The following is a 14,504-nucleotide window of genomic DNA, read 5'->3' on the forward strand; positions in this document are numbered from 1 at the left end:
GCTTTTACCTGTGCCTGTGCCCGTCGGGTCCGCGCATCTTTCGGGATCGATGTTCAGAATACGGTGCCGTCGCTTTCGATGTTCAGGGGCGGCAAACCTTGATGCAATTGCTGTGCCAGTGCACGCCCTGCGGCCCAGGTGCCGCCTTCGAGCACGCAGGCCAGCGGCATCTGCTCGGCGGTCAATCCCAGCTGCTCACGCACCAGTGGCGCGAGCTCGTCGAGAAGGGCCACGGTAAGCGCGCGCCACTCCACGATGAGTTCGTCGCCGGCGGCATGCAGGCGCCCAGCCTGGGCCGGGTCTTTCAGCACCAGCACACCGGCGTCGAGGAACAGGCCGCCGTTGCGGTATTCGGGCAGGCCGGTCAGCGCGTCTAGCCCTTTGACCTGCACACCGGCCCACTCGAAAGGCTCCAGCAGTGAATAGGTGAGCCACTGCGACAGCTTGTGGAAAGGCATCCAGCCATGGCTGGGCCCAGCTTTTTCGGATTCATCGTCGCCTGCCGCGCTGTGCTGCCAGCAGTCGCCCAGGGGAATGTTGCCCATGACATTTTGGGCTGGCCAAATAGACGAGAGGCTGGTGAGCAGCACCGACAGCAGCTCGTGCGCCTCGATAGCACTTTGCCCGGGTTGCGCCAGCGCTTCAAACAAATGGCCGGGACGGCCGCGCTGGCCAAAGAGCGCAGGCTGGTCCTGAAGTGCCTGGCCGAGGCGCCGCAGCAGCGCGGCGCGGCCTTCGAGGCCGATCAGCGGGTTTTCGGGCGTGACCTGAAAAGCCAGGGCAAGCTGGTCTGCGGTAATGGTTTTGAGCTTGAGGGCATCGGCCTGCAGCGGTTGCTGTGGATCGCTGGAAAAGAGCCCAGCCATGAAGGCGTGAAAACTTGCCACCCCCAGGCCTTCGGAACGGCTGTATTCGCTGCAGGGATGCTCTCCCTGGGCGGCTTCGAGGTAGTGCCACTGGGCGCCGGCACCGGCGTCCAGCAGCACGCTGATGAGCGCGAGGTCAATCTGCGCGCGGGCGCGCCCGGCAGGCGTGGCGGATGCCAGTGCTGCATTGAGTAAACCCAGGCGGTCAATGCCGCCAGCTTCAAAATGTCGCCAGCGGCTGTGGTACGGAATGTCCAGGTCCGGGTAGCGGGCGCGGGTGATTTCAGCAACCAGCGCAGCGGCGGTGGTCATGGCGCCGTCGTTGACGGTAAACCAGGCGGATTCGCCGCGGCGTGCGCGCTCAAGCAGGGCAGAGGCGCGGGCGCGTATGGTTCTGGTGGAACGCAATTCTGCGGCGGCGCTGATCCCGCGCAGGTTTCCGGCGATGGTATAGGTGGCGTTGGCGGGGTTGCTGGGACTGTCAGGAGCGGGTGTGGTTTCAGACATCCAGCCCCCGGCCCTTGGCTTTTTTCAGTTCTTCGGCGTCGGGCACCGCGCCGGGGGTGAAATAGCCTGCGGCCATCTTGGCGTCCATTTCGACCTGGGCGTCGGCCGGGATCATGTGCTCGGGAATATTGATGCGCTGAACTACCTCGATGCCCGAGCGGGTGATGGCGTCGTACTTCATGTTGCTCATGGAAACGAGCCGGTGGATCTTGCGGATGCCCAGCCAGTTGAGCACGTCTGGCATGAGTTCCTGGAAGCGCATGTCCTGTACGCCGGCCACGCATTCCGTGCGGTTGAAGTACTGGTCGGCGGTGTCGCCGCCCACCTGGCGCTTGCGGGCGTTGTAGACCAGGAATTTGGTGACTTCGCCGAGCGCCCGGCCCTCCTTGCGGAAATAGGACACAAGGCCCACGCCGCCGCGCTGGGCACCCTGGATGCACTCTTCAATGGCGTGTGTGAGGTAGGGGCGGCAGGTGCAGATGTCTGAGCCGAAGACGTCGGAGCCGTTGCATTCGTCATGCACGCGGGCTGTGAGCTCGATGTCGGGGTTGGCGAGGTCGCGCGGGCGGCCAAAGATGTAGGCCGTGAGGCCGCCGATGGGCGGCAGGAAGACTTCCAGGTCGCTGCGGGTGACGAGCTCGGGGTACATGCCGCCGGTTTCTTCAAACAGCACGCGGCGCAAATCGGTTTCGCTGCAGCCAAAGCGCCGGGCAATTTCGGGCAGGTACCAGACCGGTTCAACGGCGACCTTGGTCACCATGGCCGCGCCGCCGGCTGTCAAAAACTTGCCGTCGGCCTTGAGCCTGCCGGACTGCAGGGCTTCGATCACCTCGGGCAGGATCACGTGGGCCTGGGTTACGGCGATGGTTGGCCGGATGTCGTAACCCGCTGCCAGCTCACTGGAAAAAACGTCGGCCACCATCGCGCCCCATGGGTCCATGGCGACGATACGGCCAGGCTCGCTCCATTGCGGGTAGGGGCCGATCACGTCGGTCGGCGAGGTGTTGGTGAGGTCGGCCTTGTGGCTGGCCTTGAGCGCGCCGGAAGCAACGGCGAGCGCGCGGTAGACGCTGTACGAGCCGCTATGCGTGCCGATGACGTTGCGGTGGCTGCGTTTGGTGGTGGTGCCCACCACCGGGCCGCGTTCGGTGGCAGTGGCGGCGGCCCAGCGGATGGGCAAGGCGCCATAACCTCCTGCGTGAGAGGTCAATCGGATGTGGGAGACCGCAGGGCTGGCTGGAGCTGTGGAGGAGGCAGGCGCAGAAACAGGCGAGGGGGAGGCCGGCCTTGGATCGGGTGATTTGGCGGCAACTTCAGCAGGCATTGCGGATCCTTAAAAAATCCAATGTAGCGATGCGTGCCGGGATTGACAAGCCCGGCAGTTTTGCCGGGTCGTTAATTTGCGACAGGCCCGGCCGAACGCACCGGGTCTGTGCGCAGGCTCAGCGTTTTTTGCCGCCGAAGATGCTGCCGAGGACGCCGCGGATGATTTCCCGGCCCACGGCCGAGCCCATGGTACGCACGGCGGACTTGGCCATGCTTTGCGCCAGGCCGTCGTGTTTGCCGCCGCGCGGGCCCGTGGTGCCGAACAGGACGTCGTTGAGCCCGCCCATGATGCCGCCCGAATCGGTTTGGCCGGCCGCGCCGCCCTGGGGAGCTTTGGCCGCTTCCGTGGCCGCGACTTCCGCGCGGCCTTTGATGGCTTCGTAGGCCGATTCGCGGTCTACGGTCTTTTCGTAGGCACCGGCCACCAGTGAGTTTTGCAGCAGCAGCTGGCGTTGTGGCGGTGTGATGGGACCGATCTGGCTGCCGGGCGGCAGCACGTAAACGCGTTCCGTCACGCTGGGACGGCCCTTGCTGTCGAGAAAGCTCACCAGGGCCTCGCCAACGGCCAGTTCGGTGATCGCGGTTTCGATGTCGAGGCCGGGCTTTTGCCGCATGGTCTGGGCGGTGGCCTTGACGGCTTTCTGGTCGCGCGGAGTGAAGGCGCGCAGGGCGTGCTGCACCCGGTTACCAAGCTGGGCCAGCACCGAATCGGGAATGTCCAATGGGTTTTGCGTCACAAAATACACGCCGACGCCCTTGGAGCGCACCAGGCGCACCACCAGCTCGATGCGCTCGACCAGCACCTTGGGCGCTTCGTTGAAGAGCAGGTGGGCTTCGTCAAAGAAGAAGACGAGCTTGGGCTGGTCCGGGTCGCCAATTTCAGGCAGTTGTTCGAACAGCTCGGACAGCATCCACAGCAGGAAGGTGGCGTAGAGGCGCGGCGAGTTCATGAGCTTGTCGGCGGCCAGTATGTTGATCACCCCTTTGCCATCAACGGTTTGCATGAAGTCGCTGATGTTGAGCATGGGCTCGCCGAAGAACTTGTCGCCGCCCTGGCTTTCGACCTGCAGCAGCCCGCGCTGGATGGCGCCCACACTGGCGGCGCTGACGTTGCCGTACTTGGTGGTGAACTCGCTGGCGTTGTCGCCGACGTACTGCAGCATGGCGCGCAGGTCTTTGAGGTCGAGCAGCAGCATGCCGTTGTCGTCGGCAATCTTGAACACCAGGTTGAGCACGCCGGCCTGGGTTTCGTTGAGGTTGAGCATGCGGCCCAGCAGCAGCGGGCCCATGTCGGAAATGGTAGCGCGCACGGGGTGACCCTGTTCGCCGAAGACGTCCCACAGCGTGGCGGGGCAGGCCAGCGATTCGGGAAGGTCGATGCCGCGTTCCTTGAGGATGCCGGCCATTTTGTCGCCGATGGTGCCGGCCTGGCTGATGCCGGTCAAGTCCCCTTTGACGTCGGCCATGAAGACCGGGACACCGATTTTCGAGAAGTTTTCGGCCAGTGTTTGCAGCGTGACGGTCTTGCCGGTACCCGTGGCGCCGGTGATCAGCCCATGGCGGTTGGCCAGCGCGGGAAGGATCTCGCAGTGGATGGAATCGTGCTTGGCAATCAGTAACGGCTCGGCCATGGGGTGTCCTGGAGTGAAAAAGTAAAATGCGGGTTGTAGATTAAATCAATTAATCAGTCTGAAAAGGGATTCTTCGTGGCCGGTCACAGTAAATGGGCGAATATTCAACACCGCAAGGGGCGCCAGGATGAAAAGCGCCAGCGCATCTGGACCCGTGTGATGCGTGAAATCATGGTGGCGGCCCGCATGGGCGGCGGCGACCTGGGCACGAATCCGCGTCTGCGTCTGGCAGTGGACAAGGCCAAGGCGGCCAACATGCCCAATGAGAACGTCAAATACGGCATTGCCAAGGCCACGGGCAGCCTGGAAGGCGTGCATTACGAGGAAGTCCGCTACGAAGGCTACGGCATCGGCGGCGCGGCCATCATCGTGGACTGCATGACCGATAACAAGGTGCGTACCGTGGCTGAAGTGCGGCACGCTTTTTCCAAACATGGCGGCAACATGGGCACCGAAGGCTCGGTGGCTTTCCAGTTCAAGCACTGCGGCCAGCTGATTTTTGCGCCCGGCACCAGCGAAGACAAGATCATGGAAGTCGCGCTGGAGTCCGGCGCCGACGACGTCATCACGCATGAAGACGGTGCCATTGAGGTGTTGACGCCTTACACGGGCTTTGAAGCCGTGAGGAACGCGCTGGAAGCCGCCGGCCTCAAGCCCGAGATTGCCGAAGTCACCATGCGCGCCGACAACACCATAGAACTTGCCGGCGAGGATGCCCGCAAGATGCAAAAACTGCTGGACGTGCTGGAAGACCTGGACGATACCCAGGATGTGTTCCATAACGCCGAGTTGTCTGAATAAGAAAACCAAACACGCAGCCACAATGAAGCAACAACACCACAACAGCAAAAGCAAAGCCAGGCACACAATGAAAGCAGCAGCATGAAAGTTTTAGTGGTGGGCGGCGGTGGCCGTGAGCACGCCCTGGCCTGGAAACTGGCGCAGTCTCCCAAGGTTCAGGCGGTGTATGTCGCCCCAGGCAATGGCGGCACTGCGCTGGATGCGCGCCTTGAAAATATTGACATCACCGACGTGAAGGCGCTGCGCGAATGGGCGCTGACCGAAAAGATCGCGCTGACAGTGGTGGGCCCCGAGCAGCCGCTTGCGGCCGGTATCGTTGACGAGTTCCGTGCGCACGGCTTGCGGGTCTTCGGCCCGACCAAGGCGGCGGCGCAGCTGGAAAGCTCCAAGGCGTTCTCCAAGGCCTTTATGAAGCGCCACGGTATTCCGACGGCTGAATATGAAACCTTCACCGACGCTGCGGCGGCCCACGCCTACGTGGACGAAAAAGGCGCCCCGATAGTCGTCAAGGCCGACGGCCTGGCGGCCGGCAAGGGCGTGGTGGTGGCCATGACGCTGCACGAGGCGCACGAGGCCATCGAATTCATGCTGGCGCCAAATCCCGACTTCAACCCGCTTGGCGTGGCACACAACGAGGGTGGCGCTCGGGTGGTGATTGAAGAATTTTTGCAGGGTGAAGAAGCCAGTTTCATCGTGATGTGCGACGGCAAGAATGTGGCCGCCATGGCGACCAGCCAGGACCACAAGCGCCTGCTGGACGGCGATGAAGGCCCGAATACCGGCGGAATGGGAGCCTATTCACCGGCCCCGGTCGTTACCCCCGAAGTGCACGGCCGCGCCATGCGCGAGATCATCCTGCCGACCATCAAGGGCATGGAAAAAGACGGCATTCCGTTCACCGGCTTTTTGTATGCCGGCCTGATGATTGATGCGGAAGGCAAACCGAAAACACTGGAATTCAACTGCCGCATGGGCGACCCGGAGACGCAGCCGATCATGATGCGCCTCAAAACCGACCTGTATGAGGTGATGATGGCCGCCACCTCGGGTGCGCTGGACCAGATCGAGCTGGACTGGGACCGCCGGCCAGCCCTGGGGGTGGTGATGGCTGCGCACGGTTATCCACTGAGCCCGCGCAAGGGCGACGTGATTCATGGGCTGCAAAAAGGCGCCGATGCGGCCGAAGACGCGATGGTGTTTCATGCCGGAACACGAAAACAGGGCGATTCGACGGTAACGGCTGGCGGCCGGGTCCTGTGCGTGACGGCACTCGGCAGCACGGTGAAGGCCGCGCAGCAACGTGCCTACGAAGTTGCCCAGGACATTGGATTTGATGGTGCGCAGTACCGCAAAGACATCGGCTGGCGCGCGGTCAAGTCTTGATCGCCAAATGAGCGCTGGTTTTTCCCTCCGCCCTTCGGGTAACACTGCAGCATGACCGATATTTCAAGCGTTCGAGACTTTCTGTTGGCGCTGCAGCAGCGCATCACCGGCGCGGTTTCCGGGATCGACGGCCAGTCCTTCACGGCGGACCATTGGCAGAAAGCGCCCGGCGAGACGCTGCAGGGCAATGGCATCACCATGATCCTGGAGCAGGGCCAGGTGTTTGAGCGTGCCGGCTGCGGGTTCTCGCATGTGCGGGGCCCCAAGCTGCCGCCTTCGGCGACGCAGCACCGTCCGGAATTGACAGGCGCACCGTTTGAGGCCCTGGGGGTTTCGCTGGTGTTTCACCCGCGTAATCCCTACGTGCCGACAGTCCATATGAATGTGCGCATGCTGGCCGCGACCCCGGTGGCAGGCTCGGGCGAGGCCGTCTGCTGGTTTGGTGGAGGCATGGACCTGACGCCTTATTACGGGTTTGAAGAGGACGCGGTGCATTTCCACCAGACCTGCAAGGACGCGCTGGCACCGTTTGGCGACGACAAGTACCCCCGGTTCAAACAATGGTGTGATGAGTACTTTCACCTGAAGCACCGGCAGGAGCAGCGTGGAATTGGCGGCGTTTTCTTTGACGACTTCCAGGAGCTGGGGCCGGACCGGAGTTTTGCCCTGATGCAAAGTGTGGCTGACTCTTTCTTGCAGGCCTATTTGCCAATTGTTGAGCGGCGCAAGGACACGCCATATGGTGAGCGGGAGCGCGAATTCCAGCTTTACCGGCGCGGCCGATATGTGGAGTTCAACCTTGTGTGGGACCGCGGCACGCACTTTGGTTTGCAATCCGGGGGGCGCACGGAGTCGATCCTGATGTCCATGCCGCCGCTGGCGAGCTGGTCTTATCAGCGGGGCGTAGAGACTGGCAGCCCTGAAGAGCGCCTGTATACGGAGTTTTTGCCGAGACGGGACTGGGTTTGATGGCAACGCCGTCACCTGCGCAAAAGCGCATCGGCATGTTTGGTGGTGCGTTTGATCCGCCGCACAGCGCACACGTTGCACTGGTTCAAGAGGCGATCAGGCAGTTTGGCCTTGATACCTTGTATGTCGTTCCGACCGGCCACGCCTGGCACAAATCCCGCGCCTTGAGCGCGCCGGCTCACCGGCTGGCCATGGCCAGGCTGGCTTTTGGCGATATTTCCGGCGTTCGGGTGGATGAGCGCGAGGTGCAACGCACCGGGCCGACTTTCACCATTGACACGCTTTTGGCGCTCCAGGAGGAGAATCCGGGCGCCCAGCTTTACCTGTTCATTGGCGCAGACCAGTTTGCCGTCTTCAGGCAATGGCACCGGTGGCAGGACATTCTTGACCTCGCTATAATTTGTATAGCTGATCGCGCACAATCCACGCTGGCTGGAGCTCAATTTGAGTCCTACGAAAGCCGCAGCAACCGTTTTGTCCTGCTCAATCTTCCCCTGATGCCTGTCAGCGCCACCCAGATTCGCCAGTTAATGGCCTCCGGAGCCGCGGTGACAGGGGGAATTACCCAGTTGGTCCCTGAAGCCGTTGCGCGTTATATTTCACTTCACCAGCTGTACGGTTCCCATTAATTTCCCACTTTATCGAAGCAAAACACTGCATGACATCCACCACCGTCAAAACCTCCGCCGCCGCCGACAAAAAGGACGTGCAGAAACTGCAGCGTGCCATCATTGACGGTCTGGAAGACGTCAAGGCGCAGGACATCCAGGTGTTTGACACGGAGCACATCACGTCATTGTTCGAGCGCGTGATCATCGCCTCCGGCAGCTCCAACCGCCAGACCAAGGCATTGGCCGCCAGCGTGCGGGATGCCGTGCGGGACGCCGGTTTTGCCAAGCCGCGCATTGAAGGCGAAGACAACGGTGAATGGATCATTGTTGATTGCGGCGCCGCTGTGGCGCACATCATGCAGCCGACCATTCGCCAGTACTACCATCTGGAAGAACTCTGGGGCGACAAGCCCATCAAACTCAAGCTGGGCGCGCCCGCGCCACTGGTGAAGGCGTCCAAATCCGAGGCCGAGCTGGAGGCCAAACCCAAGACTTCCCGCGCTGGCGCGAAAACTTCCGCGAAACCAGGCGCAAAGACCACCGCGAAGTCGGCGGCCAAAGCACCTGCAAAGGCGCCGACGGCCCCCGATTCAAGCTATGTGGGCCGGGTCGGCAAGACCAACGACTGGACCGCCAAGCGCAATGCCGCCACGCCTGCGACCGAACCAGCCGCCAAGCCGGCCCGGGCAGGCGCCAAAGCGGCTCCTGCCAGGTCATCGGCAAAACCTGCGGTTAAGACACCAATTGTCAAAGTGCCCGTAGCCAAAAAGGTGGCGGCGAAGAAAACTGCGGCCAAAACCGCCGCTAAAACAGCAGCCCGCAAACCCGCCGCCAGGAAAACTCCGTCCCGGAGCAAATGAGGCTCACGATCGTAGCGGTCGGCCAGAAAGTGCCCGACTGGGCGCAAACGGCCTATGACGACTACGCCAAGCGCTTCCCGCCAGAGCTGAAAGTCGAGCTCAAAGCCGTCAAGACCGAGCCTCGCGCCTCCAAGACCCTGGAAAACCTGCTGTCGGCCGAGCGCGGGCGCATAGAGGCGAGCATCGCCCGCGGCACCCGCGTCGTGGCGCTCGATGAACGCGGCACGGCCGTCACTACCGTGGCACTGGCTGAACGACTCAAAGCCTGGCAACTCTCCGGTGACGACGTCGCCATCGTGATCGGCGGGCCTGACGGGCTGGACGCCGGCTTCAAGCAGGCCGCGCACGAGCGCCTGCGCCTCTCGGACCTGACCTTGCCGCATGCCATGGTGCGTGTGCTGCTGATTGAGCAGCTTTACCGCGCCTGGAGCATCACGATCAACCATCCTTACCACAGAGAGTGATGAAGCCCCCACGGTCGCTCCCTTCGTGTAGCTTCCTGCCCCCGAGGGGGCCGCTGCGCCTGCGGCCCGGCAAAGCCAGTTCCGCGGCTCCTGCTGGTTTGAATATCCAAATACCTGAATAACCTGCTGTATGCCTGAATTTATCTACCTGGCCTCGCAAAGCCCACGGCGGCGACAACTGCTGGAGCAACTCGGCGTGCGTCACGAACTGCTGCTGCCGGACGCCGATGAGGACGCCGAATCGCTGGAGGCGGTGTTCAAGAATGAAGCGCCTGCCACCTACGTCCAGCGCGTCACTGGCCTGAAGCTGGATGCCGCGGTCACCCGCATGAAGCGGCGCAAACTGCCGCCGGCGCCCATCCTTTGTTCGGACACTACGGTGGCCATGGGGCGGGTGATTTACGGCAAGCCGGAGGACGCGAAAGACGCGGCCCGCATGCTGCGCGAGCTTTCGGACGGTACGCACAGGGTGCTGACCGCCGTGGCGGTGCAGTCCGGGCGCCGTCGTTTCGAGGCGCTGAGCATTTCGCGTGTCAGTTTTGACGCGCTGACGACCGCGCAGATCCGCAGCTATGTGGCCAGTGGCGAGCCTATGGGCAAGGCCGGCGCATATGCCGTGCAGGGCAGGGTGGCGATGCACATCAGCCGCATCGATGGCTCCTACAGTGGCATCATGGGGCTCCCGCTGAGGGAAACCGCCCAGCTGCTGCAGGCCGCGGGTATCCGCCTCTAGCGCCCCCAAGCCAACTCAATCTCCCAAAAGACATGCAACAAGACATCCTGATCAACTGGTCTCCCCAGGAAACCCGGGTGGCGGTGGTCGAACACGGCGCAGTGCAGGAGCTTCACGTTGAACGCACCCTGGAACGCGGCCTGGTCGGCAATGTGTACCTGGGCAAGGTCGCCCGCGTGCTGCCCGGCATGCAGTCGGCCTTTATCGACATCGGACTGGACCGAGCAGCCTTTCTGCACGTGGCCGATCTCATGAGCAGCATCAACAGCCGCCATGCCGACACGGATGCCCAGGCGGCTGGCGGCTTGACGTCACCGGCCATGGCGTCGTTACAGCCGATTGAAAAGCAGCTGTTCGAAGGGCAGGCCGTCATGGTGCAGGTCCTCAAAGACCCGATAGGCACCAAGGGCGCGCGGCTGACCGCGCAAATCAGCATTGCCGGCCGGTTGCTGGTGTTTTTGCCGCAGGACAACCATATCGGTGTGTCGCAAAAAATACCACCCAGGCAACGCGAAGAGCTTCGTCAACGGGTTCAGGCCCTGACTGCGGACATGGGTGGCGGATTCATACTGAGAACCAACGGCGAGGATGCGACAGACGCTGAACTGGCAGAGGACATCACCTACCTGCGCAAGACCTGGGGACGGATCAAGGATGCGTCTGTGCGTTTACCCCCCGCTTCCGTGCTGCACCAGGACCTTAATCTGCTGCAACGCGTGCTGCGCGACCTGGTGGTAGAGGAAACGCAGACCATCCGCATTGATTCACGTGAGCAGTTTGAAAAGCTGAAGGCATTTGCTGTGGAGTTCATGCCGGCAACCGAGCCGAAGCTGCAGCACTACGGTGGCGAACGTCCTATTTTTGACTTGTTCAACATTGACGAGGAAATTGCCAAAGCACTGGGCCGGCGGGTCGATCTCAAATCAGGCGGTTACCTGATCATCGACCAAACGGAAGCGCTGACAACCGTCGATGTCAATACCGGTGGATTTGTCGGTGCCCGCAACTTCGACGACACGATTTTCAAAACGAACCTGGAGGCATCGCAGGCGATTGCCCGGCAGCTGCGCCTGCGCAACCTTGGCGGCATTGTGATTGTCGATTTCATTGACATGGTCAAGGAAAACCACCGCGATGCGGTGCTGAGCGAATTTCAGAAGCAGCTCTCACGAGACCGCATCAAGACCAGTGTCAACGGGTTTTCCGCACTGGGCCTGCTGGAGATGACACGCAAGCGCACCCGCGAATCCCTGGCCCACCAGCTTTGCGAGCCCTGCGCAGCCTGCATGGGCAAAGGCGTGGTTAAAACGGCGCGGAGCGTGACCTACGACATCCTGCGCGAAATCCTGCGCGAAGCGCGGCAGTTCAACCCGCGCGAATTCAGGGTGGTGGCTTCACCCAAGGTGATCGAACTTTTCCTCGATGAAGAGAGCCAGCACCTGGCCAGCCTGAGCGACTTCATCGGTAAACCCATTTCCCTGCAGGCGGAAGCGGCGATGGCTCAGGAACAATACGACATCGTGCTGCTGTGACCTTCATGCCCCTTTCAATGTTCAGCCAGAACCGCCAGCCCATTCCCATCCTGGTCTATCACCAGATCGCCGAGGCGCCGCCAAAGGGCAGCCCTTTTCGCGGCCTGTACGTGGCACCTGCGGCCTTTGCGCGGCAAATGGCCTGGCTCAAACTACTCGGTTACACCGGCCTGTCCATGAGCGCCTTGCAACCTTACCTGCAGGGCGAGCGCAGCGGCAGGGTGATTGGCATCACTTTTGACGACGGCTACCGGAACAACCTCACGCATGCTCTGCCGGCGTTGGTGAAGCATGGCTTTTCGTCTACCTGCTACGCGGTCAGCGGGTTGTTGGGCAAAACCAATATCTGGGACGAGAACATCGGCATTCCGCAGACACCGCTGATGGACGAGGCCGAGATCCGCCAATGGGTGGCGGGCGGGCAGGAGATTGGCTCGCATACGCACCGGCACGTCAATCTGCTGGAAACCGACGAGTCTGGTTGTCGCCAGGAGATGGTGCTCGGAAAAACCGGGCTGGAGGCCGTCATAGCCCGGCCGGTCGAGCATTTCTGCTATCCCTACGGCCATTACGAGGCCAGGCACGTCGAGTTGGTCCGGGAACTGGGTTTTGCTACCGCCACCACCACACAGCGCAGTCGCTGCCATAGCGGCGCTGATCTGCTGCAGTTGCCGCGGGTGCCCGTACTGCGCTCAACCACCTTGCCGGTGTTCTGGCTCAAGATCGCCACGGCCTACGAGGACCGCCGGAAAAAATGAGCCCGCCCGATTCCCCATCCCAGAAACTGCGCGTTGCCGTCTTCAACCGCACTTTTTCGCCGACCGGCGGCGGCGCTGAGCGCTATTCCATCGCCCTGGTTGAACAACTCTCGGCCCGGCACGAAGTGCATGTGTTCGCGCAGGAAATTGATCACCAGTGGCCCGGCGTGACTTATCACAAGGTATCGGCCCCGATACGCAAGCCGCGCTGGATCAACCAGCTGTGGTTTGCCACAGCAACCTGGTGGGCGACGCGCCGCGGCTTCGACGTGGTGCACTCGCATGAAAACACCTGGCACGGCGAGGTGCAGACGGTGCACGTGATGCCGGTCAAACACAGCCTGTTCCAGGGTCGCGGTGGGCTGCGCCGCTTCCTGCGCTGGATCAAGGTTGTCACCAGCCCGCGTCTGCTGGCTTACCTGGCACTGGAGCGCGCGCGCTATACGCCGCACCCAGGCCGGCAGGTGGTGGTGACCTCCGAAAGTCTGCGGCCCATCATGGAGGCCGCCTATCCGGCGTGCCGCGCGGCCGTTTCGGTCGTGACCCCGGGCATCACGCTGCCCAACTTGCCGGTGACGGCGGATCAAAAACGCGAGGCGAGGGCTCGGCTGGGCTTGCCGGCAGAGGGCCGTTGCCTGCTGTTTGTGGGCAACGATTACCGCAAGAAGGGCCTGGAGGCTTTGCTGCAGGCTCTGATGCAACTGCCGGCCGAGGTTGTGCTGGCGGTGGTGGGCAACCCGGCCCATATTGCAGAATTCCGCGCGCTGGCCGAGACGCTCAAACTCGGTGCGCGGGTGTTCTTCCTGGGTGCGCTCAAAGACGTCAGCCCAGCCTACGAAGCCGCCGATATCCTGGTGCACCCCACCTTCGAGGACACCTTTGCGATGGTGGTGCTGGAGGCCATGGCCCACGGCCTGCCGGTGGTGGTCAGCGGGCCGAAGTATTGCGGCATCGCCGGGCTGCTGGTGCAGGGTGCCAATGCGATGCTGCTGGACGATCCCCGGGATGCGGGCGAACTGGCGCGGGTGCTGGGGGATTTGCTGGGCCAGGCCGCGCTGCGGGAAACGCTGTCAGAGGGCGCGGCGGCCTTTGCCGCGCATTACCAGTGGCGGGAAATCGCACTGCAGCAGGAGGCGCTGTACTTTTCGGCGATGGCGGTGAAGGGCGCGGATTCCTGAAAACGCCTCAGGCCACCAGCTTGAAATGCTTGCGGCTGAAGTCCAGACCGGTCAGTGTCTCCACCTGCCGCATGAAATGGTATTTGTTTTCCTTGGGCGTGGGCTTGTAGGCCGGGTCGAGGTTCAGGACCGGTTCAGCCTCGGTGGCCAGCCATTGCCGCACGGCCTCGGGGTGCGTGCCGGTAAATGGGGCGAGGGCGCGGCGGTCGAACTGGCTGTAGGTGATCTGCGCCGCCAGGGCTTCGCCCCAGTACTTGCTGACCTGGTCCAGCTTCTTCTGCATTTCCTCGTTGCGGCGTATCCAGCCGTAGTGGTAGATATGCGCGTTGGCCAGTGCGGCCTGCGGGTTGCGCCCGCGCTTGTGTCGGGTGGTCACCAGCCAGTACTGGCCATCGGGTGCATAGCTGCGTATGGTGTTGCGGATCAAACGGCATTCGCGGCGGTACCAGCCGGGGCTGATGGAGATCCAGTCGGGCGAGCCGTAAAAATGCAGGTAATCGAAGACCAGCGCCTCGACGGCCGGGTTGTTGTGGTGGCGCTCGACGCTGGCGCGTATGGCGGCCAGTTCGCCCTCATGCACGACTTCATCGCCTTCAAGGTAGAAAGCCCAGTCGCCGGTGCACGAATACTGCGCGATCATTTTCTGCTGGGCATACACAAAGCCGCGGTCGGCCATGCGCTCGTTCCACAGGGTTTCGATGATGCGGATTTTCGGGTCGCCTATGGCCTTGACGCGCTCCAGCGTGTCGTCCTCGCCCTTGCCCACTGCCACGACGAATTCATCGACCAGGGGCAACAGGGAGCGGATGGAGGCCTCAAAGGGAAAGCCCAGGCCCACGCCGTTGCGAATAAAGGTAAAGCCGCTGATGGAGACTGGCATCGGAA

14 protein-coding genes are annotated in these 14,504 nt (G+C 62.5%); 10 read left to right on the forward strand and 4 right to left on the reverse strand.

Going from position 1 to position 14,504, the window contains the following annotated elements; genetic code table 11:
* Positions 1-53: 53 nt before the first annotated feature.
* From AC1DY9_RS05420 to AC1DY9_RS05430, 3 genes are all read right to left on the reverse strand, one after another.
* Positions 54-1,373, reverse strand: coding sequence for a URC4/urg3 family protein (locus tag AC1DY9_RS05420; RefSeq protein ID WP_457280810.1), 1,320 nt, complete (start codon positions 1,371-1,373; stop codon positions 54-56).
* The gene (locus AC1DY9_RS05425) at positions 1,366-2,697 is read right to left on the reverse strand and encodes a GTP cyclohydrolase II (RefSeq protein WP_457280811.1); all 1,332 of its coding nucleotides are present in this window, start codon (positions 2,695-2,697) and stop codon (positions 1,366-1,368) included. Before AC1DY9_RS05425 ends, AC1DY9_RS05420 begins: the two co-directional genes overlap by 8 nt.
* A 118-nt stretch (positions 2,698-2,815) precedes the next feature.
* Entirely contained in the window at positions 2,816-4,330 is a 1,515-nt protein-coding gene (locus AC1DY9_RS05430; RefSeq protein ID WP_477665981.1) for a helicase HerA-like C-terminal domain-containing protein, read from the reverse strand.
* 75 nt (positions 4,331-4,405) lie between these two features.
* Between AC1DY9_RS05430 and AC1DY9_RS05435 the strand changes: the two genes are divergently transcribed.
* The 10 genes from AC1DY9_RS05435 (at position 4,406) to AC1DY9_RS05480 (ending at position 13,619) form a co-directional block, all read left to right on the forward strand.
* Positions 4,406-5,131, forward strand: coding sequence for a YebC/PmpR family DNA-binding transcriptional regulator (locus AC1DY9_RS05435; RefSeq protein WP_457280813.1), 726 nt, complete (start codon positions 4,406-4,408; stop codon positions 5,129-5,131).
* Positions 5,132-5,212: 81 nt separating this feature from the next.
* The gene (gene purD, locus AC1DY9_RS05440; RefSeq protein WP_457280814.1) at positions 5,213-6,514 is read left to right on the forward strand and encodes a phosphoribosylamine--glycine ligase; all 1,302 of its coding nucleotides are present in this window, start codon (positions 5,213-5,215) and stop codon (positions 6,512-6,514) included.
* Between the two features lie 51 nt (positions 6,515-6,565).
* Positions 6,566-7,483 carry an oxygen-dependent coproporphyrinogen oxidase gene (gene hemF, locus AC1DY9_RS05445; protein WP_457280815.1) on the forward strand — a complete coding sequence of 306 codons (918 nt, stop codon included), beginning with the start codon at positions 6,566-6,568 and terminating at the stop codon, positions 7,481-7,483.
* A complete protein-coding gene (gene nadD, locus AC1DY9_RS05450; protein WP_457280816.1) occupies positions 7,483-8,112 on the forward strand; it encodes a nicotinate (nicotinamide) nucleotide adenylyltransferase in 630 nt (209 codons plus the stop codon). The genes hemF and nadD overlap by 1 nt, the downstream gene beginning before the upstream one ends.
* Positions 8,113-8,141: 29 nt before the next feature.
* Positions 8,142-8,954, forward strand: a complete 813-nt coding sequence (gene rsfS / locus AC1DY9_RS05455; RefSeq protein ID WP_477665982.1) for a ribosome silencing factor — start codon at positions 8,142-8,144, stop codon at positions 8,952-8,954.
* Positions 8,951-9,418, forward strand: coding sequence for a 23S rRNA (pseudouridine(1915)-N(3))-methyltransferase RlmH (gene rlmH, locus AC1DY9_RS05460; RefSeq protein WP_436154540.1), 468 nt, complete (start codon positions 8,951-8,953; stop codon positions 9,416-9,418). Before rsfS ends, rlmH begins: the two co-directional genes overlap by 4 nt.
* Positions 9,419-9,548: 130 nt before the next feature.
* Complete coding sequence (locus AC1DY9_RS05465) at positions 9,549-10,151, forward strand: Maf family protein (RefSeq protein WP_457280818.1); 603 nt, start codon at positions 9,549-9,551, stop codon at positions 10,149-10,151.
* 32 nt (positions 10,152-10,183) lie between these two features.
* Positions 10,184-11,683, forward strand: a complete 1,500-nt coding sequence (gene rng / locus AC1DY9_RS05470; RefSeq protein WP_457280819.1) for a ribonuclease G — start codon at positions 10,184-10,186, stop codon at positions 11,681-11,683.
* 5 nt (positions 11,684-11,688) lie between these two features.
* Complete coding sequence (locus AC1DY9_RS05475) at positions 11,689-12,441, forward strand: polysaccharide deacetylase family protein (RefSeq protein WP_457306663.1); 753 nt, start codon at positions 11,689-11,691, stop codon at positions 12,439-12,441.
* Complete coding sequence (locus AC1DY9_RS05480) at positions 12,438-13,619, forward strand: glycosyltransferase family 4 protein (protein WP_477665983.1); 1,182 nt, start codon at positions 12,438-12,440, stop codon at positions 13,617-13,619. The genes AC1DY9_RS05475 and AC1DY9_RS05480 overlap by 4 nt, the downstream gene beginning before the upstream one ends.
* 7 nt (positions 13,620-13,626) lie before the next feature.
* On the opposite strand, the gene AC1DY9_RS05485 is transcribed toward AC1DY9_RS05480, so the two are convergent.
* Positions 13,627-14,499 (reverse strand): glycosyltransferase family protein, encoded by an 873-nt coding sequence (locus AC1DY9_RS05485; RefSeq protein ID WP_457280822.1) that lies wholly within the window; start codon positions 14,497-14,499, stop codon positions 13,627-13,629.
* Positions 14,500-14,504 lie beyond the last annotated feature (5 nt).

The sequence above is a fragment of the Polaromonas sp. P1_F6 genome (assembly GCF_056405695.1).